The 25132-nt window shown below is 68.5% G+C and carries 19 protein-coding genes; 8 read left to right on the top strand and 11 right to left on the bottom strand.

Annotation, left to right across the window (positions count from 1 at the left end):
* The first annotated feature begins 53 nt into the window (after positions 1–53).
* Genes FA740_RS02455 through FA740_RS02440 form a run of 4 tightly spaced genes read left to right on the top strand, consistent with a single transcriptional unit; the run spans position 54 to position 9973 of the window.
* On the top strand, positions 54–566 hold the full coding sequence (locus FA740_RS02455; RefSeq protein WP_136855188.1) for a GNAT family N-acetyltransferase: 513 nt from the start codon (positions 54–56) through the stop codon (positions 564–566).
* Positions 567–615: 49 nt separating this feature from the next.
* Positions 616–7512, top strand: a complete 6897-nt coding sequence (locus FA740_RS02450; protein WP_136855187.1) for a type I polyketide synthase — start codon at positions 616–618, stop codon at positions 7510–7512.
* Positions 7509–8741, top strand: coding sequence for a peptide deformylase (locus FA740_RS02445; RefSeq protein WP_136855186.1), 1233 nt, complete (start codon positions 7509–7511; stop codon positions 8739–8741). Before FA740_RS02450 ends, FA740_RS02445 begins: the two co-directional genes overlap by 4 nt.
* On the top strand, positions 8738–9973 hold the full coding sequence (locus FA740_RS02440; protein ID WP_136855185.1) for a glycosyltransferase family 4 protein: 1236 nt from the start codon (positions 8738–8740) through the stop codon (positions 9971–9973). The genes FA740_RS02445 and FA740_RS02440 overlap by 4 nt, the downstream gene beginning before the upstream one ends.
* 27 nt (positions 9974–10000) lie before the next feature.
* Here the strand turns inward: FA740_RS02440 and FA740_RS02435 are convergent, their stop codons facing one another.
* From FA740_RS02435 to FA740_RS02425, 3 genes are all read right to left on the bottom strand, one after another.
* Positions 10001–10987 (bottom strand): GGDEF domain-containing protein, encoded by a 987-nt coding sequence (locus FA740_RS02435; RefSeq protein ID WP_136855184.1) that lies wholly within the window; start codon positions 10985–10987, stop codon positions 10001–10003.
* On the bottom strand, positions 10984–11553 hold the full coding sequence (locus FA740_RS02430; protein WP_136855183.1) for a heme NO-binding domain-containing protein: 570 nt from the start codon (positions 11551–11553) through the stop codon (positions 10984–10986). Before FA740_RS02430 ends, FA740_RS02435 begins: the two co-directional genes overlap by 4 nt.
* 68 nt (positions 11554–11621) lie before the next feature.
* Complete coding sequence (locus FA740_RS02425; RefSeq protein ID WP_169306197.1) at positions 11622–11912, bottom strand: DUF3572 family protein; 291 nt, start codon at positions 11910–11912, stop codon at positions 11622–11624.
* Between the two features lie 107 nt (positions 11913–12019).
* Between FA740_RS02425 and FA740_RS02420 the strand changes: the two genes are divergently transcribed.
* From FA740_RS02420 to FA740_RS02410, 3 genes are all read left to right on the top strand, one after another.
* The gene (locus tag FA740_RS02420; RefSeq protein WP_136855181.1) at positions 12020–13408 is read left to right on the top strand and encodes a diguanylate cyclase; all 1389 of its coding nucleotides are present in this window, start codon (positions 12020–12022) and stop codon (positions 13406–13408) included.
* A gap of 69 nt (positions 13409–13477) precedes the next feature.
* Positions 13478–13888, top strand: a complete 411-nt coding sequence (locus FA740_RS02415) for a DUF983 domain-containing protein (RefSeq protein ID WP_136855180.1) — start codon at positions 13478–13480, stop codon at positions 13886–13888.
* Entirely contained in the window at positions 13885–14556 is a 672-nt protein-coding gene (locus tag FA740_RS02410) for an NUDIX hydrolase (protein WP_136855179.1), read from the top strand. Before FA740_RS02415 ends, FA740_RS02410 begins: the two co-directional genes overlap by 4 nt.
* Positions 14557–14562: 6 nt before the next feature.
* Here the strand turns inward: FA740_RS02410 and FA740_RS02405 are convergent, their stop codons facing one another.
* From FA740_RS02405 to FA740_RS02370, 8 genes are all read right to left on the bottom strand, one after another.
* On the bottom strand, positions 14563–15333 hold the full coding sequence (locus FA740_RS02405) for an enoyl-CoA hydratase-related protein (protein ID WP_136855178.1): 771 nt from the start codon (positions 15331–15333) through the stop codon (positions 14563–14565).
* A gap of 63 nt (positions 15334–15396) precedes the next feature.
* A complete protein-coding gene (locus tag FA740_RS02400; protein WP_136855177.1) occupies positions 15397–15858 on the bottom strand; it encodes a cytochrome c-type biogenesis protein in 462 nt (153 codons plus the stop codon).
* Complete coding sequence (locus FA740_RS02395; RefSeq protein ID WP_136855176.1) at positions 15855–17819, bottom strand: heme lyase CcmF/NrfE family subunit; 1965 nt, start codon at positions 17817–17819, stop codon at positions 15855–15857. The genes FA740_RS02400 and FA740_RS02395 overlap by 4 nt, the downstream gene beginning before the upstream one ends.
* A 100-nt stretch (positions 17820–17919) precedes the next feature.
* Positions 17920–18459 carry a holin family protein gene (locus FA740_RS02390; protein WP_136855175.1) on the bottom strand — a complete coding sequence of 180 codons (540 nt, stop codon included), beginning with the start codon at positions 18457–18459 and terminating at the stop codon, positions 17920–17922.
* Positions 18450–19061, bottom strand: coding sequence for a holin-associated N-acetylmuramidase (locus tag FA740_RS02385; RefSeq protein WP_136855174.1), 612 nt, complete (start codon positions 19059–19061; stop codon positions 18450–18452). The genes FA740_RS02390 and FA740_RS02385 overlap by 10 nt, the downstream gene beginning before the upstream one ends.
* A 95-nt stretch (positions 19062–19156) precedes the next feature.
* Positions 19157–19606, bottom strand: coding sequence for a cytochrome c maturation protein CcmE (gene ccmE, locus FA740_RS02380; protein WP_136855271.1), 450 nt, complete (start codon positions 19604–19606; stop codon positions 19157–19159).
* Between the two features lie 21 nt (positions 19607–19627).
* Positions 19628–20440: a glutamate racemase gene (locus FA740_RS02375; RefSeq protein WP_136855173.1), complete on the bottom strand. Its 813-nt coding sequence runs from the start codon at positions 20438–20440 to the stop codon at positions 19628–19630.
* 67 nt (positions 20441–20507) lie between these two features.
* Complete coding sequence (locus tag FA740_RS02370; protein WP_136855172.1) at positions 20508–23897, bottom strand: indolepyruvate ferredoxin oxidoreductase family protein; 3390 nt, start codon at positions 23895–23897, stop codon at positions 20508–20510.
* Positions 23898–24058: 161 nt separating this feature from the next.
* Here FA740_RS02370 and FA740_RS02365 point away from each other — a divergent pair, with 161 nt between their 5' ends.
* Positions 24059–24964, top strand: a complete 906-nt coding sequence (locus tag FA740_RS02365) for a LysR family transcriptional regulator (RefSeq protein WP_136855171.1) — start codon at positions 24059–24061, stop codon at positions 24962–24964.
* The last annotated feature ends 168 nt before the right edge of the window (positions 24965–25132 follow it).

Here is a 25132-nt window from a genome sequence, read left to right as displayed (position 1 = left end):
CCTTTTGGAAAGCCCACTTTGCTGAAATCAGCAGCGTGGGCTAACTTATGGACATGAGCATAGAAACAACCCTCCCCCCTTCGGTTCTGAAAAAGATCGACATCCAGTTCGGCAAGGACGTGGCCGATCTGGAAAAGATCCTGCCGCTGGCCCGCCAGCTGCACAAGGAGAGCATCTTTTCCGATATGCCCTTCGACCAGCCGCAGCTGGAAAAGGTCGTGAACCACCTGAAGGACGAGACCGGATATCACGGCGCCGTCTATGTGGAATACGAAGGCGAGGCCGTGGCCTTTGCCTGTTTCTATTTCGCGCCGATGCTGAGCAGCAAGAAGACCTGGGTGACGGTGATGCACACGGTCTATATCCGCAGCGACATCCGCTCGACCGAGATCGGCAGCTATGTCTGGCAACGGATCATGCTGGCCGTGCGCGGCTGGTCGGCGCCACGGGGGTCCAAGGGCATCATGTTCAACGTCGTGTCGGGCGTGGCCATCCAGGAAACCGACATGGTGCTACGCGCGAATGGCGCGACCCATCTGGGCGGCAATTACTTCATGCGGCTGTGACGCGACCCGCGCCGATCCCTTCACGCGCAGTCCCGGATGAGCCAGCATCATGACCCAATCCCTTCCGCAGGCCGCGTCGCCTGACACCGCAAACCCCGTGATCTGCGGCTTGGGTTGCCGCGTACCCGGGGCTCGCGGACCGGCGCGGATGTGGGAGGTTCTGTCCCAGGGACGCTGCACCATCGGGACGCTGCGCACGCAGAATTTCGACCCCGGGCTGTATCTGGACCCGATCCAGACCCGGCGGGGTAAGACCTATTCGCTGGCCTCTGGTCAGGTGGATGACGTCTATGCCTTTGACGCCGGGTTCTTTGGCATCAGCCCGCGCGAGGCCGGGGCGATAGACCCTCAGCAACGGATGATTCTGCAGGCGGTGTGGGAGGCCATCGCCGATGCAGGTCTGTCGCCCCGCGACCTGGCCGGGCCACGGACCGGGGTGTTCGTCGGCTCCAGCATCGTTGAGAACCTGTCGCTGTATTACGCGGACACGGCGCGCTCTGGCTCCAGCTTTTCGCTTGGCAACACGCTGTGCATCATCGCGAACCGGGTGTCGTCCTTTTTCGATTTCGGCGGGCCCAGCTATGTGCTGGATGCCGCTTGCGCCTCGTCTCTCTATGCGCTGCATCAGGCGTCCGAGGCGATCCGCACCGGCCAGATCGACACGGCCATCGTCGGCGGCGTACATGCGCTGCTGACGCCGGGCGGGTTCGTCGGCTTTTCACAGGCGCGGATGATGTCGCCCACCGGCCTCTGCCGCACCTTCGACGCCGATGCCGACGGCTATGTCCGGTCCGAGGCCTGCGTGGCCGTCGTGCTGCAGCATCCCGACGTGGCGGACCGGATGATGTCCCGGCGCCGCGCAAGCCTGGTGTCGACCGGGGTGAACACCGACGGCGCGTCGTCGCAGCTGACGGTGCCCTCCTCCGCCCGCCAGGAGGCGCTGCTGGACGACGTGCTGATCCGCAGCGGCTTCGACCCGGACGACCTGTCCTTCTACGAGGCGCATGGCACCGGCACGCAGGTGGGCGACCCGGTCGAGGCGCGATCCATCGGCGGGGCCATCGGGCAGCTGCGCCGAGACCCGCTGCTGATCGGGTCGGCCAAGACCAATTTCGGCCATGCCGAACCCGCTGCAGGCCTTGTGGGCCTGGCCAAGACGCTGCTGGCCTTTGAACACCGCGCGCTGCCCGCCTCGCTGCATTTCACCACGCCCAATCCGAATATCGATTTTGAAGGGCTGAACCTGTCGGTCAACACGCAGCTGCACCCGCTGGAGGGCGGGCGGTTGGTGGCGGGGCTGAACTCGTTCGGCTTTGGCGGCACGAATGTCGCGGCGATGCTGTGCGACGATGCGCCCGCCACGCCCCGCATCCATCCGGTGACGCTGCCGAGGACGGCGGAGCAGCCTTGGCTGATGATCTCGGCCGCATCGGAAGGCTCCTTGGAGCGGCTGGCGCAGGCTTGGTCCGATCTGCTGCGCGACACCGACCCGCAGGCGCGCCCGGCGCTGGCGGCGGCCGCTGCCGCCCGGATGGCGCTGCCGCATCGCCTCGCCTTGCCGCTGGACGATGACGCCGCCGACCGGCTGACCGATCCGGGCAACGGCGCGGTGCTGCGCGACGTGGCCGGTTTGGCGGGGGCGCGGGGCGTCCTGGCCTTTCCGGGCAATGGTGCACAGGTGCCCGGCATGGGGGTCGCGCCCTATCGCGACGATCCGGTGTTCCGCGCGGCCTTCGACGCGGTCGCACAGGCCATGGACGGCGCGGGGGTGCCGGATCTGGTCGCGCTGATGCACGCCCCCGACCTGCAGGACCGGCTGGCCAGCCCGCTGGTCGCCCAACCCCTGCTGTTCGGATTCCAGGTCGCGCAGGCGCGCAGCCTGCTGGCCGCCGGTCTGGATTGCGACGCGGTCATCGGCCATTCGGTCGGTGAGATCGCGGCCCTGCATGTCGCGGGCTGCTTTGATCTGGACGCCGCGGCACGGATCATCGTCACCCGGTCGCAGGCCTTCGAATCGCTGCGCGGTCAGGGCACCATGGCCGTCGTCGCGGCGACTGAGGCCGATGTGGCCCGGGCCATCGCCGGGCTGGACGTGCCCGATCTGGCCATCGCGGCGGTGAACAGCCCGCGCTCGGTGACCGTGGCCGGCCCGTCCGAGGCGATTGCGCGGCTGGCGCGGGTGACCGTCGCGGGCAAGCGCCTGCCCATCGTGCGCCTCAAGATCGGGATCCCCTATCACTCGCCCCTGGTCCAGCCGCTTCGGGACCGGTTCATGGCCGATCTGGCGGGGCTGCGCCTGTCCGCGCCGCGGATGCGGGTCGGCGCCTCGGCCCTGGGCCGGGTGATGCGGGGCGCGGAATGCACGCTGGATTACCTGTGGCGCAATGCCCGCGAGCCGGTCCGCTTTGCCGATGCGCTGCAGGCCCTGGCCGCCGACGGCCCCTGCCACGTGGTGGAGGTGACGCCCACGCCGGTCCTGCAGGGCAATGTCCGCGACATCGCCCGCTATGGCGGCGCCGCGCTGGATCATTTCATGCCGCAGCAGCCCGAGGATGGCGCCGATCCGCGCCTGCAGGCCGCGCGGGCCTGGGTGGCGGGCGTGCCGGTCCGGGCCGATGCCCTGGGTGGCCCCCGCACCGGCCCCGACCCGGCCCTGCCCGATTATCCGTGGGACGAGCAGGATCACCGGACCCAGCTGACCCCCGACGGGCTGGATGCCTGGGGAGAGACCGGCGCTCGCCGCCTGACCGGTCGCCGCGCCGAGACCGAGGGCACCTGCTGGACCTCCGACATCACGCCCACGCATCCGGCCTGGGTGGCCGATCACAAGGTCGGCGGCAATATCGTTCTGGCCGGTTCCACCCTGGTCGAGATGGCCTTGGGGGCCGCTGCCGATCTGTGGCCCGACCAGCCGCTGCAGCTGGTCCATTTCGACATCCTGACCCCCGCTCTGATCGAGGGGGACGGCATCCGCCTGCGCACCGAGATCGACCGCGCGACCGGTGCGGTGACGCTGTCGATGCGCCCGCGGCTGACGGCCTCCAGCTGGCTGACGGTGGCGCGGGGGGTGGTGCGTCGCGGCCTGGCCTGCCAGCCGCCGCGTCCGCCCGCGCGGCGCGGCACCGCGCTGGAACCCGACGACCTGTACGATTTCCTAACCGCACGGGGGCTGGATTACGGCCCGGCCTTCCGGCGCATGTCCTCGGTCCGGGCGCTGCGTCCGGGCGTGGTCGCGGTTGACCTGTCGGCCCCGGTGGCCGCCCGGCGCTTCGTGCTGGACCCGACGGCGCTGGATGCGGCCTTTCACGGCCTGGCCGCCATCGCCCAGGATCTGCTGGAGCGCGATCGCCCCGGCGCGCGCGACCTGGCGGCCCGGATGCGCGACGGCGCGATCATGCTGCCCACGCGGATGGGCCACCTGCACCTGCTGCGCCCCGAAGGCGTCCCGGTCCAGGCCCAGGTCACCGTGACCCGACAGCGCCGCCGGTCCCTGCTGGCGCGGATCGCGCTTTTCGACGATCAGGGGCAGGTCGTGGCCCTGGTCGATGATGCCGAATTCACCATGATCCGCCTGGACGCCGCCACGCGCATCGCGCCCGTGCGGCTGACCGACCGGCGCGTCAGGCTGCGCCTGCCGGGCCAGGCCGTGCGCCTGCCGCGTGGTTGGAGCGATCCCGCGCGCCTGATCGCGCGGCTGGCGCCCGCGGGCGATGCTGGTCCGGGTCCACTTGGCGCGGCGCTGCTGCGGGTGGCGCGCGACCCCGAGGCGCTGGCCGATGCGCTGGCGCAGCATCCGGCACTGGCCGATGATCTGCGCGCAGTGATGATCGCGGCACAGGGCGCCGCGCCGCGGGACACCGCGCTCTACGGTGTGGTGCGGCGGGCGCTGTGGGGCCGGGCGGAGGCGCTGCTGTCCGACCTGTTGCGGCGCTGGCCTTCGGATCAGCGGCGCGCGCTGCTGATCGTGGGCCTGCCCGATCTGGCGGTGCTGCGCGCCCTGGCCTGCGATCCGCGGCTGGACGGCGTGCGCGTCACCGCCGCGACCGAGGCCGATCTGAGCCTGCTGACCCAGGTCCTGCCGCCCGACCTGATGCCGCTGGTGACCCCCGATCCGGTTGCGCAAGACTGCGATCTGATGCTGGTCGTCGGCCCGCGCCCCGCGCAGGCGATGCTGGCGGCCCTACCCCCCGGCGGTCTGGTCCTGGCGCTGGATGCCGAGGGCGTGCTGCCCTCGCTGGCCGATCCGGCCGATCCGGCCGGGGCGGACTGGCCCCACGCGATGCTGGATCAGGGCGGCATTCCGCTGCGCCTGGCCGCCTGGCGACAGCCCGACACCGGCGTGGTCGAGGCCCCGCCCCTGCCCGCCCTGCTGCCCATCGGCCCGATCGAGGACAGCGATCTGGCCGCCTGTCTTGCGGGCGACGCACCCGCCAAGCCTGCCCTGCGGGTAATGACGCTGCTGCACCGTCCCGGAGCAGCCGTTGCCGACGCGCTGGTGGCCACGATGATGGCCCTGAAGCCGGTGATGGGCGCCGAAGGCGCGCCGGTCCTGCTGATCGCCACAGACCCGCAGCAGGATGCGGATTTTGCGATCCTCGCGGCCGGGCTGCGCTCGATCATGGTCACGGCGCAGAACGAATATGGCGCCGGGGTGATCCGGCTGCTGACCCTGTCGGGGCCCCTGCCCGACCGCGCGGGGCTGGCCGCGCTGATCGCCGCCACCGCCGGGCAGACCGCCGCGCATGTGGGACCGGACGGGCTGTGGGCCTATCGGGTCGAGCCGGGGCCTGCGCGTCCCGATGCCGCCCCGGCCCTGCATCTGGCGCAGCGTGATCCGGGACGGCTGGACAGCCTGTCCTGGCAGCCCGCACGCCGCACCGCCCCCCGGCACGGCGAGGTTGAGGTCGAGGTTTTGGCCACCGGCCTGAACTTTCGCGACGTGATGTCGGCACGCGGATTGCTGTCCGAACGCATCCTGGATGCCGGGGCATCGGGCGCGGGAATGGGCATGGAATATGCTGGAATCGTCCGCCGCACGGGCGCGGGCAGCGACCTGACGCCCGGAACGACGGTGATGGGCTTTGGCCAGTCGGCCTTTGCCACGCATCTGGTGGTGCCCGCGGCCTCGGTCTCGGCCCTGCCTGCGGGAGTCGATCCGGTCGCGGCGGCTGGCCTGCCCGTGGCCTTCGTCACCGCGTGGGAGGCCCTGTGCAACCTGGCCGCCCTGCAACCCGGAGAGGTCGTGCTGATTCATGGCGGCGCGGGCGGGGTGGGCCTTGCCGCGATCCAGATCGCGCGGATGGCGGGCGCCCGCGTCCTGGCCACCGCCGGCACCCCGGAGAAACGCGCCCTGGCCCGCGCACAGGGCGCCGAGGCGGCGTTCAACAGCCGTGATCTGTCCTTTGTCCAGGGCGTGCAGCAGGCCACTGCCGGGCGCGGCGTCGATGTCGTCCTGAACAGCCTGTCGGGCGAGGCGATGCAGCGGTCGGTCGAATGCCTGGCGCCCTTTGGCCGCTTTGTCGAGCTGGGCAAGCGCGACTATCTGGAGGGCACGCAGCTGGACCTGCGCCCCTTTGCGCGCAACCTGACCTATTTCGGGATGGACCTGGACCAGCGCCTGGCCGCCGACCCCGACCGCGTGGCGCGGATCATGGAACAGATCGCGGCTGGCTTTGCCCAGGGGCATCTGCGCCCGATCCCGGTGACGCCCTTCCCCGCGCAGATGACCGAACAGGCGTTCCGCCACATGCTGGCCGCGCGTCATACCGGCAAGATCGCCATCATTCCGCCGCGCCCGCAGGCGCAGCGCACCGGTCGGCAGGTCCGCGGTGCCTGGGTCATTCTGGGCGGCACGGGCGGGCTGGGCCTGCAGCTGGCGCGCTGGCTGCTGGCCCAGGGGGCGGGGCATGTGCACCTGCTGTCGCGCTCAGGCGAGCTGAGGCTGGGCGCGGGCCGCATCGGTCGGTGGGCGCGGGCGGAGCCGCGGCTGTCGGTCCATGCGGTCGACGGTACCGACCCGGCGGCGATGGAGGCGTTTCTGCAGGCGCTGGCCCAGCAGGGACAGCGCATCGGCGGCGTCATCCATGCCGCGATGGTGCTGCGCGACCGTCTGATCCGCGACCTTGACCCGGTCGAGGCGCGCCAGGTGGTCGACGCCAAGCTGGCCGTGGCGCAGGTGCTGGCCGGGCTGCTGCGCGGCGGGCAGATGACGCCCGACCATGTGGTCTTTTTCTCGTCCATCGCGGCCTATCTGGGCAATCCGGGGCAGGTGAGCTACAGCGCCGCGAATTGCGCCATCGCGCAACTGGGGCGGCAGCTGCGCGACCAGGGGCACCCGGTGCGTACCCTGGGCTGGGGCGCGATCAGCGATGCGGGCTATCTGACGCGCAATGCCGCCGTGGCGCTGCAGCTGTCCAAGATGGACGGCGTGGGCTTCCTCAGCAGCCATGATCTGCTGGCCGAACTGGGCTCTGCGCTGCGCGCACCCCGGATCGACGATCACGTGCTGGCGCCGATCCAATGGGCGCGGCTGGCGCCGCTGCTGCCTGGCCTGCGCGGGTCGGTGTTCACGGCGCTGGTGCCACCGCTCAGCGGGGGCGGGACCGATGACGGCCAGCTGGCCGAGACGCTGCGCCGGCTGGACTGGCCCGCAGCCTTGGCCCTGGTCGAGGGAGAGCTGCGCACCATCCTGTCGGGCATCATGCGCCTGCCGCCCGACCAGTTCGATCCGAACCGCCCCTTCAACCGCTATGGCATCGATTCGCTGATGGCGATGGAGCTGCGGCTGGAGATCGAGCGCCGGTTCGGTGCCATGATCACCAGCTTTTCGGTGACCGAAGACATGACCGCGGCCCGCTTGGCCGCCGTCATGGTGGACCGCATCAAGTCCGAAGAGCAGGCCGATACCGGGCCAGCCGCCACCCCCTCGCCCGAGGAGACCGCATGACCACGCCCCTGCTGATGTTCAACGACCCGCGTCTGGGGCTGCGTCCGAACGAGGCGCGCTCCGACGACGTGTTGACTCGGGTTGCGCTGCGCATCCTGGACGACGCGCTGGCGGCGGACGGCGACCGGGTGCTGTCCGCCCCCGCCATCGGCATACCGGTCCGCGCGCTGGCGATGCGGCAGGGCGCGGATGTCATCCACCTGCTGAACCCGTCCCTGAGCAGCCTGTCGGACGTGGTCCTGAACCGGGGCGAAACCTCGCCGCAGACAGGGCCGATGCGTCGAAATACCTGGCGTGCGCGCACGGTGACGCTGTCCGGCTGGCAGGCGGGCGGCCTGCCCTTCAGCCGGGTGCTGGAAGGGCCGCTGGCGATTGGCGCGCAGCAGGCGATCGACCTGCTGGACAATCAGCAGTCCTTTTCCTGGATCACGCCCTTTCACCGCAGCTGGGCCGTGACCACCAACGCCACCGCCCGCGCGCGTGCAGAGGGCATCAATCGCGGCCTGCATCCGACCGATGGCGGGACCGGTCCGCTTCGCGCGCTGGACGACCGCCGGGTCGCGGTCCATGGCGATGACGGGCAGGCCCTGTGCGTGCTGGACAGCCTGGACCCGTCACTGCCGATCGAGGCTGCCGACCGACAGATTCTGGCGGTGATGTTCGCCGCATCGGCGATGCGCCACGTGCTGGTCCTGGCGCCCGAGCAATTCGGCGTGGCGGTCGCGGCACTGGCGCTGGTGCCCGGACTGACGGTGCACCATGAGACCGGGGGCTGGCCGCTTGGCGCCGTGGCGGCCCTGGACCTGGGGCGCGCCCATACCACGGCCCGGTTGGCCGACCCGATACCGGCCGAGGGGGCGGCCGGGCCGCGCTTCGACGCAATCGTCCTGCGCGGCGACGCCGCCTGGCTGCAAGGGCCCGATGCCCGGACGGCCATGCGCCGTGCGGCGCGCCGCCTTTCGGGGGATGGCGGGGTCATGATGGTGCGATGCGCCACCCCCCTGCCGGAGGTGGAGGACCTTCTGCAGGCCAGTTTCCCGGTGCTGTACCTGGTGGATGATGGCGCGGGCCAGGCGCTTTATGTCGCCGCAAAGGCACGTCTGGACCTGGCCGCGGCCCGTGCCCGGCTGTTGAGCATCGTCAATCAGACCGATCACCCTGCGCTGTGGCCTGCCGGTGCGATGGGCTGGCAGCTGATCACTAAGTCCGGCGACAGGATCGCCCAATGACGGCACGCATCCCGGCCAGCGCGCCGCGTATCCTGTTCATCCACCTGTCCGGCGCGGGGCAGTTCCAGTTCCTGGGGGCATGGCTGGCGGCGCAGGGCTGGGACGTCACCTTCCTGCATGGCGGGGTCGATACCGCCACGACGACGGAGGGGATCCGCACACGCCGTTTCCGTCTGCGCGACAGCACGATTCCCGATGGCGATTTTCGTCATATCCTGGACCATGCGGCTCAGAACTGCCGTGGCGCGACAGAGATGATGTTCCAGATGCGCCACACCGAGGGCTACATGCCCGATATCGTAATGGCCCATGCGGGTTGGGGCGTGGGCCTGGGGGTCAAGCTGGTCTGGCCCGATTGCCGCTATATCGCCTATCACGAGTGGTATTACACCGACCGGAACTGGGACAAGGGCCGGGCCGAAAAGCCGGTGGATGTCCAGACGCTGATCGCGGACCGGATGCGGAACCTGCCGATCACCGGCGAATTCGATCTGGCGGATGCCAACTGGTGCCCGACCCGGTTCCAGGCCAGCCGCTTTCCGCCCGCGCTGCGGCGCCAGATCACGGTGATGTCCGACGGCGTGGACTGCGCGCTGCATCGGCCCGATGCGGGGGCCGGGATCGATTTCGGCTGGCTTCGGCTGCCCGCCGGCCGGCCTGTCATCACCTATGCGACGCGCGGGATGGAACCGTTGCGCGGCTTTCCCCAATTCCTCCGCGCCATTCAGGTCCTGCAGCAGCAGCGGCAGGATTTCGATACCGTGATCCTGGCCAATGACAGTGTCTCCTATGGCGCCCGATTGCCGCGCGGCGACAGCTGGTGGATGCGGATGATGGATACGCTGGACCTGGATCACCGCCGCATCCACGTGAACGCCATGCGCCCGCGCGAGGAATATGTCCGCACGCTGCAGGCCTCGACGGCGCATGTGTATTTCACCGAACCCTTCGTGACCTCCTGGTCCCTGTCCGAGGCGCTTGCGATGGGCTGTCTGGTGGTGGGGTCGAACACCGCGCCGGTGCGCGAGCAGGTCGAGGACCTGGAAAACGGCCTGATCGTCGACATGGACGACGCCGAAGAGGTCGCCGACGCCCTGTCATGGGTGCTGGACAACCCCGATCAGGCGCAGGCGCTGCGGCAGGCCGCCCGGCAGGGCATTCTGTCGGACCACGATGCCGCCACCGTCTTTCCGCAAAAAGAGGCGCTGCTGCGCGCCATGATCGCTGGTTGATCCGATCACGGCCATCGACCGCATCCCCTACAGGATAGTGACACGCCCGCGCCCCGAGCCCTTCGACATGTAAAGCGCCCGGTCCGCCTGCGCCAGGACATCATCGGCCCGCGCAGACCCGCCAGGTGTCCAGATGACCACGCCCATGCTGGCCGAAACGGACAGTCCCACCAGCTCCGGCGGGGACAGCGCGTTGATCGCGGCGATGATACGCTCGGACAGGGTCTGCAGGGCCGGGCGCGATGTCATGCCACGCAGGATCAGCACGAACTCGTCACCTCCGATCCTGGCGGCGGTGTCGGCCTTGCGCACGTGCGACCGCAGAACCCCACCGACCGAACGCAGCAGGTCGTCACCCGCCTGATGGCCCAGCTGGTCATTGACCTGCTTGAAATGGTCCAGATCCAGATGGACCAGGGCAAAGGGCTGGGGCGCATCGTCGGGCAGATCGACCGAACGCAATGACAGGGACAGGGCGATCTCCAGGCCGCGGCGGTTGTGCAGCCCGGTCAGCGGATCGGTCTGGGCCTGGAGTAAGGCAACCTCCCGCGATTGCGCCAGCTGGTCGTTGAAGCGCGACAGCTCGGTCAGGACGCCGCGATTGGCCTCGTGGAGGAACAGCAGCTCCATCGCCAGTTCGGACGGCGCAAAGTCGTCATCGGTCAGGCCCGCCGACTGAATCGCCTTGTGCAGGCCGATGCCGAACCCCAGGTTCAGCAGGATCGATCCATCCTCGGCCCGCACGCCGTGGCCACGCAGAACCAGGTCCGGCGCATCCGTCAGCCGCAGGAACAGGCGGGTGCGCTGATCGACCGCGCTGCCGATCGCCGACAGAACGCAGCTGCCCGGCTGTTCCCGTGTGGGCATCAGCCGCGCGGACAGGCCCTCCGACATGTCGGGCAGCAGCTTGGCCAGTGTGGGGCCGATGGACAGCACCGCGCCGTCCCGGGCCAGCCACAGATGCATCGGCAAGAGCTGCGCCAGCGCAGAGGCGCCAAGAACCGGGCCGCTCAAGACAGAACCTGATCGGACAGCAGATCACTCTGCAGGCAGAACATCCGACCTTCGGCGAATTGCTCATCCCAGATGTCGATGCGGATCGCGGAGCCGTCGGCGGCGATCAGGCATAGGGCGCCGTAATCGTCGGCCATGCCCCGAATCAGGCCGACCAGCAGATGCTGCCACGCCTCGTCCGGCTCCAGCATGGACAGGCAGACCGACTGATCCGTCGCCTCGACCTGCAAACGAGGGACGATCAGGTCCGGCAGGACCAGATGGGCGCGGCCCGGCAGCTCATCCAAGCGCAGCAGGAAATCCCTGAAATCGCGTCCGGAGAACCGGAGCAGCCGGCGGATCGGCTCGATCCGGGTCATCCATCCGCCCATATCCTCGAACATCTCGGCGCGCGGCTTGGCCAGGCGGAAGGCCGCACGGTCCAGCCCGGCCGTGGCAAAGCCCGCGCCCGCGGGCGCGAGGCGTCCGACCGACACCGCCGCCTCGTCGGTGATGGCCTGGACCATCACCTCTCCGTAGGTCGAACGTAGAAATTCCTCTATCGCGCGATTGACCAGACTGTTCATGCCCACCTCGATTCGAGACCAGCCTAGCGTCCAGTCGTAAACAAACCGGTAATCCGCGACAAAAAGCCCTAGTCGGCCTCCCAGCCATAGCTGCCGGGGCCCGACAGCGCGGTGCGTGCCGCCATGATGTCCTGCGGACGCAGATGAAGGGCTTGCGCAAAGCTCAGGATGCGATCATCGTCCTCCACCAGAAAATCCAGCAGGAACAGGGCAACCTCGGGTCGGGTGGCCATGTCGCGCAGGTCTTCGGGACGCAATCCGGCTTGGTCCATGAAGCGGGCCAGATCCTGCGGACGGTCGACCAGTTCGATCAGCACGCGCGTCGAGAGGTCGGCGGCCTGAGGGACGGAATACGCCATGTCTCTTGTCTTTTCCCGATTTCGTGAAGGCATGCTGCCCGGAAACTCTTTGTTAAGCATTTTAGACGAGATTGAAATGAAGATGTCAGGATTCTCTGGATAGATCGATGACGGCACGTATCATGGTTGCAGATGGGGTTTCGACAGCGCGGATCACGCTCAAGGTCCGGCTGGCTGCCGTGCGCTATGACGTGGTGGCGGTGGGGTCGGCCGCGCAGCTGATGTCGCAGCTGGACGCGGTCATCCCCGACCTGATCATCCTGGGCGGCGGGTTTCCCGACGGCTCGGCGCTGGATGTCTGCACGATGCTGTCAAGCGACCGGCGCCTGTCAGAGGTTCCGGTGCTGATGCTGGCGTGCTCGGACCAGCGCCTCGCCGCGCTGCAGGCTGGCGCGACCGCGACGCTGGAGCCCGATGTCGACGATCAGATGCTGATGGCGCGCATCCGCAACATCCTGCGCCAGTCCGACGCCTCTCAGGAGACGCAGATGGGCATGGCCGAGGCACAGGCCGGGTTCGACCATGGCGACCGCCCCTTGATCGTGCTGATCGCGGACAATCCAGCGCGCGCGCAACGGTGGCGGCAGATGCTGTCCGAACGGATGGCCTGCCGCTTTGCCATCCGTGATCCGGATGAGGCGCTTGGCGCGGCCTCGGCGGGGCGGACGGCGGATCTGTACCTGATCGCGGCCGATATCCGTGAACGCGGTGACGGACTGCGGCTGCTGTCAGAGTTGCGATCTCGGCCAGGGTCGCGCGATGCAGGCTTTGTCATGGCGATCGGTCCGGACCGGGCCGACCTGACAGCCATTGCCCTGGATCTGGGGGCGGGCGACGTGATGCCCGACAGTCTGGCCACGGCATCGGCCGCGCAGGCCGCGGCCATGTCGCTGCAGATGCTGCTGTCGCGCAAGTCGCGCAGCGATCAGCGCCGGGCCGAGGTCCAGCGCCATATGCTGTGGGCGATGACCGATCCGCTGACGGGGCTGTACAACCGCCGCTATGCCCTGCCAAAGCTGGCCGAGATCGCCCGCGAGGCCGCCATGACCGATCGCGGATTTGCGGTTCTTGCCATCGACCTAGACCATTTCAAGGCGGTCAACGACAGCCACGGCCACACCGCCGGAGACGCCGTCCTGGCCGAGGTGGCCCACCGCCTGCGCGACGCCGTCGGCCCCGAGGGTCTGGCCGCGCGCATGGGCGGCGAGGAGTTTCTGGCCGTCGTGCCCGATTGCACCCCGACCCGCGCCGCGGATCTGGCCGAAACGCTGCGCCTGGCGGTGCAGGCCCGCCCGATCGCCCTCCCCGGTCTGTCCGGTGGGGGCACCGTGGGGGTCACCGCGTCGGTGGGCATGGCTTTGGTGGTCCCGGTTCAGGACGTCTGGCCCGACCAGATGGCGCGCATCGCGCTGGAGCGGGCCGACCGCGCCTTGCTGGCCGCCAAGGCCGGGGGGCGCAATCGCGTCGTCTGCGCACAGCCCGAACGTGCGGCATAGGCGGCCCTTTCCAGCGGTCCCGCATGCGCCTAGAGTCGCGGGATACGCTGCCCGCAAAGGACCACGCCCATGACCCCTGCCACCCGGCACGACCCCGATCTGCCCGCCGAACGGCCCACCGGTCAGGCGATGCTGCGCGGCGCGCGCGGACGCTGCCCAGCCTGTGGCGAGGGGCGGCTGTTCACCCGCTATCTGAAGGTCGCGGATGATTGCCCGGATTGTCACGAGGCGCTGCACCATCAGCGGGCCGATGACGGGCCGGCCTATCTGACGATCCTGATCGTGTCGCATCTGGGTGCGCCGATCCTGCTGGCCTCGTTCATCGCGTGGCGGCCCAGTGCGATGACCATGATCCTGTCCTTCGGGCTGGGTGCCATTGTTCTGTCGCTGGCCATGCTGCCGGTGATCAAAGGGGGCATGGTCGGCCTGCAATGGGCCCGCCGGATGCACGGCTTCGGGGACGAAGGCGCGCACGCATGAGCGATGCCATCCGCGATGCCGCGACGGTATTGGTCCTGCGTCGCGATGCGGCAGGACCGTCGGTCCTGATGGGGATGCGGGGGGCGTCGGCGGCGTTCATGCCGTCGAAATACGTCTTTCCCGGCGGTGCGGTCGATGCGGCGGATGCCGATGTCGCGCTGGCGCGCCCCCTGGCGTCGCGCTGTCACGACCGCCTGATGGATGAGGGCGGCCCCACGCCCGACACCATCGCCGCCGCCGCCCTGCGCGAACTGGCCGAAGAGACAGGCCTTCTGATCGGCCGCCCCGGCGGTCCGCCCTGCCCCTGGCCGGGACACGCCGCAGCGGGTCTGACCCCCGATGCCGCGCCGCTGGTCTATCTGTTCCGGGCGATCACCCCGCCGGGACGACCCCGCCGGTTCGATGCGCATTTCTTTGTCGCCGATGCGGCCAGCATCGCGGGCGATCCCGACGATTTCAGTGCCGCCTGCGACGAGCTGTCCCATCTGCATTGGGTGCCCCTGGCCCAGGCCCGCGCGTTGGACCTGCCCTTCATCACCGAGGTTGTCCTGGCCGAACTGTCGGACCTGATCCGCGATCTGCCGCCCGATCAGCCCCTGCCCACGCCCGCGACGGTGCCGTTCTTTGACAATCGCGGGACTGCGCCGGTCTTTCGCCAGATCGCCTGACGCGGCCTAGCGCCCGGTAAAGACCGCCGGGCGCTTCTGCAGGAAGGCCGCGACCCCTTCGGCGAAATCGGCGCTGCGCCCGGCCTGACCCTGCAGCCGCGCCTCCAGCGCCAGCTGCGCGGTCAGGTCATTCCCCGATGAGGCCGCCAGCGCCTCGCGGATCGCCAGAAAGGCACCGGTCGGGCCCTTGGCCAAGGTCTGCGCCCGCGCGGCGACGCCTGCGGCAAAGGTGTCGTCCGGCAGCGCCTGCCAGATCAGCCCCCAGTCTGCCGCCTGTGCGGCGCTGACGGGTTCAGCGAACAGCATCATTCCCATGGCGCGCGCAGTTCCCACCGCGCGGGGCACGATCCAGGTGCCGCCCGCATCGGGGATCAGCCCGATCCGCGTGAAGGCCTGGATAAAGCTCGCGCCCTCAGCGGCGATCACCACATCGGCGGCCAGCGCCAGGTTCGCGCCCGCCCCCGCCGCGACCCCGTTCACGGCGGCGATCACCGGCACCGGACAGCGCGTGACGGCGGCCAGCATCGGCTCGTATTCGTCGCGCAGCGTGCGCTCCAGATCGAGGGCCGCGCCGGCATCGGTCAGATCCTGGCCCGAACAGAAGGCCCGGCCCGCGCCGGTCATCACCACGGCCCGCACACTGGCATCCAGCGTGGTCAGGGCCTGCGTGATTTCAGCGCGCATGAGGCTGTTCAGCGCGTTCATCACCGCGGGGCGGTTCAGGGTCAGCGTGGCGACCCCGTCATCGACCGCGAACAGGATGGTCTGGAAACTCATGCAATCCTCCCTTTTTCCGGGGATCATGCAGGAAAACGCCGCTGGCGAAAGCGCGACCCCGCGTCAGGAGCGCATGATCTCATCCAGGCGCTTGCGTTCGGCGGCGTCCAGGGCCCGGACCTCGGGGGCGGGACGGTTGCGCCCGCGCAGAAAGCCCCAGGCCGTCAGCGCCGCGATCAGCGCCATCAGGGGGGCGGCGAACCACAGGATCAGGTTGGCGCCGGTCTGACGCGGCTCGAACAGGACGAACTCTCCGAAGCGGTCGGCGACGGCGTCGATCACCTGATCGTTGCTGTCGCCCTCGACCAGCCGCTCGCGCACATAAAGGCGCAGATCCCGGCTGATGGGCGCGTTGGATTCGTCGATGTTCTCGCCCTGACAGACCGGACAGCGCAGCTTTTGCGAGATCTCGCGCGCGCGGGTCTCCAGCGCGGTGTCGGGCAACACCTCATCGGGCTGGACCGCCAGCGCAGGCGTCAGAGACAGGGCCAGGATCAGGGCCGCGCGTGATGCAACGCCCCTCATTCCGCAGGCACCGGTTCGCGCCGTGCCGGTCGGGCAGCACCCGCCGCCACGCGATAGCGCCGGTCGGTCAGGCTGATCAGCCCGCCAAGCGCCATCAGTATCGACCCGCCCCAGATCCAGTTGGCAAAGGGTTTGACATAGGTGCGCACCGCCCAGCCCCCGCCCGGCTGTTCGTCGCCCAGCACGACATAGAGGTCGCGCCAGAAGCCGTAGTCAATCGCGGCCTCGGTCGTGGGCATGCCCTGCACGGGATAGACGCGCTTTTCCGGGCGCAGGGTGGCCACGGGGCGGCCATCGCGGCTGGCCTCGATCACCGCCTGCTGGGCGTAGAAGTTCGGCCCGTCGGCCCGCACGACCTCGCGCAGCACCAGGTCATAGCTGCCGACGCGGAAGGGCTGGTGGATCTCGGTCACGCGGACATCCTCGACCTGCCAGGCCTGGATCAGGGCTACGGCGATGAAGGTGATGCCCAGGCCCGCATGGGCCACGGCCTTGCCCCAATCGGCGCGCGGCAGGCGCAGCAGGCGCGCGGCGCCCGAATTGCCGGTCCGCTGCCACAGATCGGCCAGCGCGCCGAACACCAGCCACGACCCCAGTCCGGCCCCGATCACCGCCAGCGCCGAATGGCCGGTCGAGACGGCAAAGACCAACGTCATGATCGCGCCCGTCAGGATCAGCGGGCCGAGCAGCGGTCGCAGGCTGCGCGCCATACTGCCGCGTTTCCACGGCATGATCGACCCGATGGGCAGGGCCAGCGCCAGCACCACCATGAAGGGCGTGAAGGCCTGGTTGAAGAAGGGCGGGCCCACGGACAGCACCCGGCCCCAGACCATCTCGGCGATTAGCGGCCACATCGTGCCGATGAAGACCACGAAGCAGGACACCGCCAGCAGCGCGTTGTTCAAGACCAGCGCCCCTTCGCGGGATACGGGGGAGAAGACACCCTTGGCGATCATCGTGGGCGCCCGCACCGCGTAGAGGGTCAGCGCCCCGCCGGTGAAGAAGACCAGGATCGCCAGGATGAAGATGCCGCGTTCCGGGTCGTTGGCAAAGCTGTGGACCGAGGTGATCAGCCCTGACCGCACGATGAATGTCCCGATCAGCGAAAAGCCAAAGGCCATGATCGCCAGAAGGATCGTCCAGCTTTTCAGCGCCTCGCGCTTTTCGACGACGATGGCGGAATGCAGCAGCGCCGCGGCCAGCAGCCAGGGCATGAAGCTGGCGTTCTCGACCGGGTCCCAGAACCAGAAGCCGCCCCAGCCCAGCTCGTAATAGGCCCACCACGAGCCGAGCGCGATGCCGATGGTCAGGAACACCCAGGCCGCCAGCGTCCAGGGCCGCACCCACCGCGCCCAGGCCGCGTCCACGCGGCCCTCGATCAGGGCGGCGACGGCAAAGCTGAACGCCATCGAGAGGCCGACATAGCCGAGGTACAGAAACGGCGGGTGAAAGGCCAGGCCGGGGTCCTGCAGCAGGGGGTTCAGGTCGCGCCCGTCGAAGGGCGGATTCCCCATGCGCCAGAAGGGGTTGGAGGTGAAGATGATGAAGGCGTAGAAGGCCACCGTGACCGAGGCCTGCACCCCCAGAACCCGCGCCCGCAGGCTGGGCGGCAGGTTGCCGCCGAACAGCGCCGCCGCCGCGCCGAACAGCGCCAGGATCAGCACCCAGAGCAGCATCGAGCCCTCATGGTTGCCCCAGACACCGCTGATCTTGTAGATCAGCGGCTTGGCGGTGTGAGAGTTCTCATAGACCAGCCGGACCGAGAAATCGGACGTGACGAAGGCCACGGTCAGCGCGGCAAAGCTGATGGCCATCAGCACCAGTTGCGCCAGGGCTGCGGGGCGGGCGCTGTCCATCCAGCCGTGCCAGCCCTTGGCCGCGCCGATCATCGGCACCGTCATCTGATAGATCCCGACCATGAAGGCCAGGATCAGGGCGAAATGGCCTAGTTCAGCGATCATTTGCGGGCATCCTCCGTTGCCCACAGCATAGGGTCGGGACGAAGGCGGGAAAAGCCCCCCCTTCGTCCCGATCCATCAGTTTCGCGTGCAGGGATGCGGCCTATTCGCGCAGCGTCGCCAGCCAGTCGCGCAGCGCGGCGTTATCGGCGAAATCATCATCGGGCCGCGCGACCGGGGCCGCGACCGGCGCGGGGGTGGTGCCGGGAACGATGGTGGTCTCCTCCGTCACGCGGGCGGGCCAGACGCGGTGGCGGAAATGATGCGCCTCGCGGGCGCCGAAATAGAACCCCACGATCGCCCCCAGAAGCCACCACAGCGGCTCGGGGACGCGCTGGAGACCGTCCATGCGGATGGCAAAGCCCACCGGCTCTGCCATCGCATAGATGAACAGACCCATCGTTCCCAAGGCCAGCAGCGGCCGCGGCAGGCGGTTCAGGGCGTTCACGAAGCCGTCGAACCAACCCTGGCGCGGCACCATGAACTCCTGCCCGTGCTGGCCGATGGCGCGGGCATAGGCCTCCTCGTCCAGCTCCATCCGGCGGGTGGCGTTCTGGGTAAAGACCTCGGCCATGCCGGTCGCGGCGCTGCCAAGCGCGGTGATGGAGGGCGCAACCCCCAGAAAGCGGTCGATCAGGCCCATTTCGACGTCCTCGTGCGGTGTTCGGCATCGGTCAGGTGATAGCGCGGGGCGACGAACTCCTCGGCGCGGGTGATCCAGCCGCCCTTGCCGCCGGCCTTGGTGCGGGCGAACTTGCGACTGGCGGGACGCTGATCGGCCAGCGCGTAATAGTAATTTCGCCGCGCGATGCCATAGGCATCCGCCAGATGCAGCGGCGCGGCCTGGGCGGCATCCGTCACGGCGGCAATGGTGCGCGGCCCCACCACACCGTCATCGGTGGCGCGAAACCCCATGCGCGTCACCAGCCGCTGCAGGATCTTGACCGCATTGGCGCCCGCATTGACATACATGTCAAAGACGCTGGCCTGCAGCGGGCCGGGCAGCTCGGCCAGGCGCGGCTTGCGGAAATAATGCTCGACAAAGATCTGCTCGGCCTGGGCGCGGGTCAGGGCGCGTACGTCGGCGGCGTCGATGCGCCCGTCGCGGTTCAGGTCCATCCCCAGGGCGCGCATCGTGCCGATGGTCACCCCGTAATTGGTGGCCCCGCCCGGATCGTCCGGGTCGTTCACATAACCGCCCTCGCGGGCGACGATCTCTCGGGCTATCTGTTCGACGCTTGGCATGGCATCCCCCTTTTCGTCGCGCGACCGGGGTCCGGCCGCATCGGGGGATGCTGGAGCGGGCGGGTTAACCTGTCGTTAACCCTGCGCGCGTTGCGTCAGGTGCCGGGCTCCTGATAGACGCCCGTGGCCTTGAGCGTCTCGACCACCTCGCGCGGCATATAGGTCTCGTCATGCTTGGCCAGGATCTCGCGCGCCTCGAAGCGGCCATCGCGATACCAGCCCTTGGCGATGGTGCCCTGCCCCTCGCTGAACAGGTCCGGGCGCGGAGAGCCGCCGACATAGGCGACGGGTATCTCGACCGCGCCATCGGTGATCACGAAGTCAAAGGCGACGCCCGTGCCGTTCACGATCGAGCCCTCCTTGACCAGCCCGCCCAGCTGAAAGAACTCGTCCGGTTCCGGCGCCGCCTCGCTGACCTGACTGGGAGAGCGATAGAGGTTGATCCCGTCGCTCATGGCATAACCGATCAGCCCCGTGGCAACCGTCAGCGTCACGGCGGCAGCCGCGATGATCTGGATGCGGCGCTGTTTCTTGAGGGATTTCATGCCGGCCATGGGGTTCTCCTGTCAGGCGGCCTGGAACGCGATCGCGCGGCGCAGGAACTGCGTGGCCTTGCCGCCGACCCGGACCGGATCGCCGGTGGTCAGATATTTCGTCTCGGTGCCGGACCCCAGGAATTCGGGGCGGCGCGTCAGGTAGTCGGCCAGGCTCTCGGCGACCAGCCCCGCCTGGCTGAACACCTTGACCTGGGGGCCCAGGGCGCGCTGGAACGCCTCCTCCATCAGCGGATAATGGGTGCAGCCCAGCACGGCGGCCTCGGGGTGGGGCATGCGCCGCTTGAGGGCCTCGACATGGCTGGTGACCAGCGCCTCGGCCAGCTGCTCGTCGCCCATCTCGATGGCATCGACGACGCCCGCGCAGGGCTGGGCCTCGACATCGACGCCCACGGCGCGGAAGGCCAGCTCGCGCTGGAACGCCCGGCTGGCGACGGTCGCGGGGGTCGCGAACAGGGCCACGTTGTTCACGGCCACGCGGCGGGGCGGCGAATTGTCGCCCCAGTTCCGCTCGGTCAGCGCCTCGATCATCGGCACAAAGACGCCCAGGACGCGCTTGTCCGCGGGCAGCCAAGTCTCCTGCATGCGCTTCAATGCGGCGGCGCTGGCGGTGTTGCAGGCCAGGATCACCAGATCGCAGCCCTCGGCCCACAGCCGCTCGACGCCCTGGCAGGTCAGATCAAAGATGTCGTCGGCAGTGCGCACGCCGTAGGGCGCGTGCGCATTGTCGCCCAGATAGACCAGCGGCAGGTCGGGCAGACGCGCGGCAATGGCGCGGTGGACGGTCAGACCGCCCAGTCCCGAATCAAACACCCCTACCGCCATGGTCAGACCTCCCGCTCCGCGTGGCGCCCTTCATAAGGGGCCAGGCGGGATTTGGAAATGATCCAGATCATTCAGCGGCTTCACGGATGGGTGCGTGACCGGCACGCAGCTGGGCCCACAGCTCGGCTCGACGCTCGGCCGCCTGATCGGCCGCCTTGTCCTTGACCGGGCCATAGCCGCGCACGCCCAGGGGCAGCTCGGCCAGCTCGATCGCGACCGGCATCATCGCGTCGGTGACGGTCGCGAACAGCTGCGCCATGTCAGCCTCGTATTCGCGGATCATGGCACGCTCGCGGCGGCGTTCGGCGCTGTAGCCAAAGGGGTCCAGCGGCGTTCCCCGCAGCCCCTTCATCGCGGCCAGCACCCGGAAGGCGCGCAGCATCCAAGGGCCGAACGCGCGCTTGCGGGGACGGCCATTGGCATCCGTGCCGGTCAGCATCGGCGGCGCAAGATGCAGCGACAGGCGGACATCGCCCTCCCACCGGGCGGCGACCTGTTCGGCGGTGGTCAGATGCAGCCGGGCGACCTCGTATTCGTCCTTATAGGCCAATAGCTTGTAATAGCTTCTTGCGACACTGTCGCGCAGGGCCGCGGGCGCCGCATCGACCAGCTTGCGATAGCGTTTGGCCAGCCGCCGACCCTGATAGCCGACCAGCCGCTCGGCGCGATAGGCCACCGGATCGACCGGCAGCGCGGTGACCTCTGCCGGCTTGCGCACCTGATCGGGAAAGGCCACGGCCCACCGGCCGATCTGGAAGGCGCGCTGGTTCGCCTCGACCTGGGCGCCGTTCAGGCGGATCGCCTCCATGATCGCGTCATGGGACAGCGGGATCAGCCCCTGCTGCCAGCAGCCCCCCAGGACCAGCATGTTCGAATAGATCGAATCCCCCAGCATCCGCAGCGCCAGGTCATTGGCATCCAGAAACGTCACCCGGTCGCCCAACCGCGCCTGCAGCGACAGGCGCAGGCGGTCCGACGGCACCTGGAAATCGCGAAAGCGGGTGAAATCGCCGGTGATGATCTCGTGGTCGTTCACCACGGCCCCGGTGCGGCCCTGCGTCATCAGGCCCACGGTCTTGGCCCCCGCCGTCACGACCAGATCGCCGCCGATGACGCAATCGGCCTCGCCCACGGCCACGCGGATGGCGCTGATATCACCGGGCCGCTCGGCCAGGCGCAGGTGGATATGCACCGCGCCGCCCTTCTGGGCCAGGCCCGCCATCTCCATCATGCCCGCGCCCTTGCCGTCCATATGCGCGGCCTGGGCCAGCACCGCGCCGATGGTCACAACGCCCGTGCCGCCGACCCCCGTCATGACGATGTTATGCGTTCCGTTGATCACCGGCAGCGCTGGCAGCGGCAGGTCGGGCAGATCGAATGCTTCGGCCTTGGGTTTGCGCAGCTTGCCGCCCTTGACCGAGACAAAGCTGGGGCAGAAGCCGTTCACGCAGCTGAAATCCTTGTTGCAGCTGGACTGGTCGATCTGGCGCTTGCGGCCCAGCTCGGTGTCCAGCGGCACGATCGACACGCAGTTCGATTGAACCGAACAATCGCCGCAGCCCTCGCAGACCTCGGGGTTGATCCAGATGCGACGGTCGGGGTCGGGGAACTGGCCCTTTTTCCGGCGCCGACGCTTCTCGGCCGCGCAGGTCTGGACGTACAGGATCGCGCTGACGCCCGGCACCGTCTCCAGATCGCGCTGGACGGTCATCATCGCCGCACGCTCCTCGAACCGCAGGCCCTTGGGGAACTGGGCCTGATCGACGTCCTCCTTTTCGTCATGGACCACGACGACCGTTCCGACGCCCATCGCGACCAGCTCGCGGGCGATCTGGGGCGCGGTCAGGCCGCCTTCGTTAGGCTGCCCACCGGTCATCGCGACAGCGTCGTTATAGAGGATCTTGTAGGTGATGTTCGTCCCCGCAGCCAGCGCCGCCCGGATCGCCAAAGACCCCGAATGATTATAGGTTCCGTCGCCAAGATTTTGAAACACATGATTTCTGGTGCTGAACGGCGCCTCGCCAATCCAGTTGGCACCCTCTCCGCCCATATGGGTGAAGCCCTCGGTTTCGCGGCCCATCCACTGCACCATGTAATGGCACCCGATCCCGGCATAGGCGCGGCTGCCCTCAGGCAGCCTGGTCGAGCTGTTATGCGGGCAGCCCGAACAGAACCACGGCGTGCGGGTCGCAATCTCGGGGGCGTTGTCGTTGCGGCGCACTTCGTTCAGACGCTCCAGCCCGGCGCGCAAGCGCTCGGTCCCGCGCCCCTCCTCGATCAGGATGCCGCCGATCTTCTGCGCGATCATCACCGGGTCCAGGGCATAGCGGACGGGGAACAGCTCCTCACCGGTGCGGTCATGCTTCCAGCCATGGACGCGGCGGCCGTGACGGTTGTCAAAGATCGCCTCCTTCAACTGGACCTCGATCAGCTTGCGCTTTTCCTCGACGCAGATGATCAGCTCCAGGTTCTCGGACCATTCCTGGATCGACTTCATGTCCATCGGCCAGGTCTGCCCGACCTTGTAGGTGGTCAGACCCAACCGCTCGGCCTCGGCCTCATCGATGCCCAGCAGCGACAGGGCATGGACCAGGTCCAGCCAGTTTTTCCCCGCCGCGACAAATCCGATCCGCGCCCCCATCTTGCCCCAGACCTTGCGGTCGATGCGGTTCGCGCGGCTGAACGCCTCGGCCGCCCACCGCTTGTGGTCGATCATCCGCGCCTCCTGCGCGACGGGCGTGTCGCCAAGGCGGATGTTCAGCCCGCCCTCGGGCAGCACCCGGTCAGGCGTCACGAAGCGCAGACGGAACGGATCGCCGTCGACGACCGATGTCGCCTCGACCGTGTCCTTCATCGTCTTGAGTCCCGTCCAGACCCCCGCATAGCGCGACAGCGCGAACCCATACAGGCCGTAATCCAGGATCTCCTGCACCCCTGCAGGCGACAGCACGGGGATATAGGCATCGATCATCGCCCAGTCCGACTGATGCAGCACGGTCGAGCTTTCGCCCGTGTGATCGTCGCCCATCGCCATCACGACGCCGCCGTGGCGCGATGATCCGGCCATGTTGCCGTGCCGCATCACGTCGCCCGACCGGTCAACGCCCGGCCCTTTGCCATACCACAGCGCAAAGACGCCGTCATGGCGCCCCTCGCCGCGCAGCTCGGCCTGCTGGCTGCCCCAGATGGCGGTGGCGGCCAGATCCTCGTTCAGACCCGGCTGGAACAGCACCTGGGCCGCGGCCAGCCGCTTGACCTCGCGGGTCATCTGCAGATCCACGCTGCCCAAGGGCGATCCGCGATAGCCGGTGACAAGCCCCGCCGTATCCAGTCCCGCCGCTTTGTCGCGTGCCGATTGCATCAGCATCAGCCGCACCAGTGCCTGCGTTCCGTTCAACAGCACGTGTTTCTTCGACAGATCGAACCGATCCGCCAATGAGAATTCCTGCTTGCTCATCACCCTCTCCTCCCATGCCCAAAGGCCTCCGCGGGTATTATAGGTCAGAATTGCTGACCGACGAAGCGGAAATTCTTTCCTTGACGTGACCTTGCCGGAATCGCAGGGGCAGGTTAGGTCTGCAAAAAGCGCATGGCTGTCATGACAGGATTGTAACCGGGATGGACTGGGACAAGCTCAGAATCTTTCACGCGGTGGCCGATGCCGGCAGCCTGACGCATGCGGGTGACACCCTGCATCTGTCGCAATCGGCCGTCAGCCGCCAGATCCGCGCGCTGGAGGAGGCGCTTGGGACGACGCTGTTCCATCGCCACGCCCGCGGCCTGATTCTGACCGAGCAGGGCGAATTGCTGTTCGAAGCGACATCGTCCATGTCGCGCAAGCTGGACGGCGCCTCGGCCCGTATCCGCGACAGCGAGGAAAACGTGTTTGGCGAACTGAAGGTCACCGCCACCGTCGGTTTCGGGACGCTGTGGCTGGCCCCGCGCCTGGTCAAGCTGTACGAGAAGTTCCCCGACCTGCGCATCGACCTGCTGCTGGAGGAGCGCGTGCTGGACCTGCCCATGCGCGAGGCCGACGTCGCCATCCGCATGAAGGAGCCCAGCCAATCCGACCTGATCCGTCGGCGGCTGCTGAACATCCGCATGCGCCTTTATGCCAGCCCCGACTATATCGCGGCGCGCGGCAACCCCGAGACGCTGGCCGATCTGGCCAACCACCGGCTGATCTGCCAAAAGCCCGACCAGCCGCAGGTGGCCGCCGGCGCACGCCTGGTGCAGGAGCTGATGGCTCAGAATGTCGGATCGACGCTGACGGTGAACAACTATTTTGGCGTGCTGCAGGCGGTTCTGGCCAATCTGGGCATCGGCGTCCTGCCGGATTACCTGACGGCGGACCACCCGTCGCTGGTCCGCGTCTTTCCCGACGTCGAATCGGGCGAAGTGCCGGTGTTCCTAGCCTATCCCGAGGAACTGCGCCAGACCCGGCGGGTCGCGGTGTTCCGCGATTTCGTCCTGGAGGAAATCCAGGCCTATCGCCGCCATCAAAGCGAAGCCGGACAGGCCTGACCTGCTCAAGATTTGGGCAAAACGTGATGCCCGCATGGCAAAATGCAGCCTATGCGTGTAGCCATTACGTCACTGCATGGCCGCTATGCTGCGTCTGCAGCCCCAAATGTCTTGAAGCGTTCACACTCTGCACATAGATCGGGCGAAGAAGGCGATGTTGAGCGTAAT

The sequence above is a fragment of the Paracoccus hibiscisoli genome (assembly GCF_005048265.1).
Taxonomy (GTDB): domain Bacteria; phylum Pseudomonadota; class Alphaproteobacteria; order Rhodobacterales; family Rhodobacteraceae; genus Paracoccus; species Paracoccus hibiscisoli.
Note: the sequence above shows the minus strand (reverse complement) of the source record. Positions and strands in the feature narration are given on the sequence as shown.

Bases quoted from the DNA above. Each gene is read 5' to 3' on its own strand.
- FA740_RS02415 (WP_136855180.1), top strand. From the start codon at position 13,478: ATGACCCCTGCCACCCGGCACGACCCCGATCTGCCCGCCGAACGGCCC.
- FA740_RS02375 (WP_136855173.1), bottom strand. From the start codon at position 20,440: ATGGCGGTAGGGGTGTTTGATTCGGGACTGGGCGGTCTGACCGTCCAC.
- FA740_RS02410 (WP_136855179.1), top strand. From the start codon at position 13,885: ATGAGCGATGCCATCCGCGATGCCGCGACGGTATTGGTCCTGCGTCGC.
- FA740_RS02390 (WP_136855175.1), bottom strand. From the start codon at position 18,459: ATGGGCCTGATCGACCGCTTTCTGGGGGTTGCGCCCTCCATCACCGCG.
- FA740_RS02395 (WP_136855176.1), bottom strand. From the start codon at position 17,819: ATGATCGCTGAACTAGGCCATTTCGCCCTGATCCTGGCCTTCATGGTC.
- FA740_RS02385 (WP_136855174.1), bottom strand. From the start codon at position 19,061: ATGCCAAGCGTCGAACAGATAGCCCGAGAGATCGTCGCCCGCGAGGGC.
- ccmE (WP_136855271.1), bottom strand. From the start codon at position 19,606: ATGAAATCCCTCAAGAAACAGCGCCGCATCCAGATCATCGCGGCTGCC.
- FA740_RS02450 (WP_136855187.1), top strand. From the start codon at position 616: ATGACCCAATCCCTTCCGCAGGCCGCGTCGCCTGACACCGCAAACCCC.
- FA740_RS02455 (WP_136855188.1), top strand. From the start codon at position 54: ATGAGCATAGAAACAACCCTCCCCCCTTCGGTTCTGAAAAAGATCGAC.
- FA740_RS02430 (WP_136855183.1), bottom strand. From the start codon at position 11,553: ATGAACAGTCTGGTCAATCGCGCGATAGAGGAATTTCTACGTTCGACC.
- FA740_RS02420 (WP_136855181.1), top strand. From the start codon at position 12,020: ATGACGGCACGTATCATGGTTGCAGATGGGGTTTCGACAGCGCGGATC.
- FA740_RS02440 (WP_136855185.1), top strand. From the start codon at position 8,738: ATGACGGCACGCATCCCGGCCAGCGCGCCGCGTATCCTGTTCATCCAC.
- FA740_RS02405 (WP_136855178.1), bottom strand. From the start codon at position 15,333: ATGAGTTTCCAGACCATCCTGTTCGCGGTCGATGACGGGGTCGCCACG.
- FA740_RS02365 (WP_136855171.1), top strand. From the start codon at position 24,059: ATGGACTGGGACAAGCTCAGAATCTTTCACGCGGTGGCCGATGCCGGC.
- FA740_RS02400 (WP_136855177.1), bottom strand. From the start codon at position 15,858: ATGAGGGGCGTTGCATCACGCGCGGCCCTGATCCTGGCCCTGTCTCTG.
- FA740_RS02370 (WP_136855172.1), bottom strand. From the start codon at position 23,897: ATGAGCAAGCAGGAATTCTCATTGGCGGATCGGTTCGATCTGTCGAAG.
- FA740_RS02425 (WP_169306197.1), bottom strand. From the start codon at position 11,912: ATGGCGTATTCCGTCCCTCAGGCCGCCGACCTCTCGACGCGCGTGCTG.
- FA740_RS02445 (WP_136855186.1), top strand. From the start codon at position 7,509: ATGACCACGCCCCTGCTGATGTTCAACGACCCGCGTCTGGGGCTGCGT.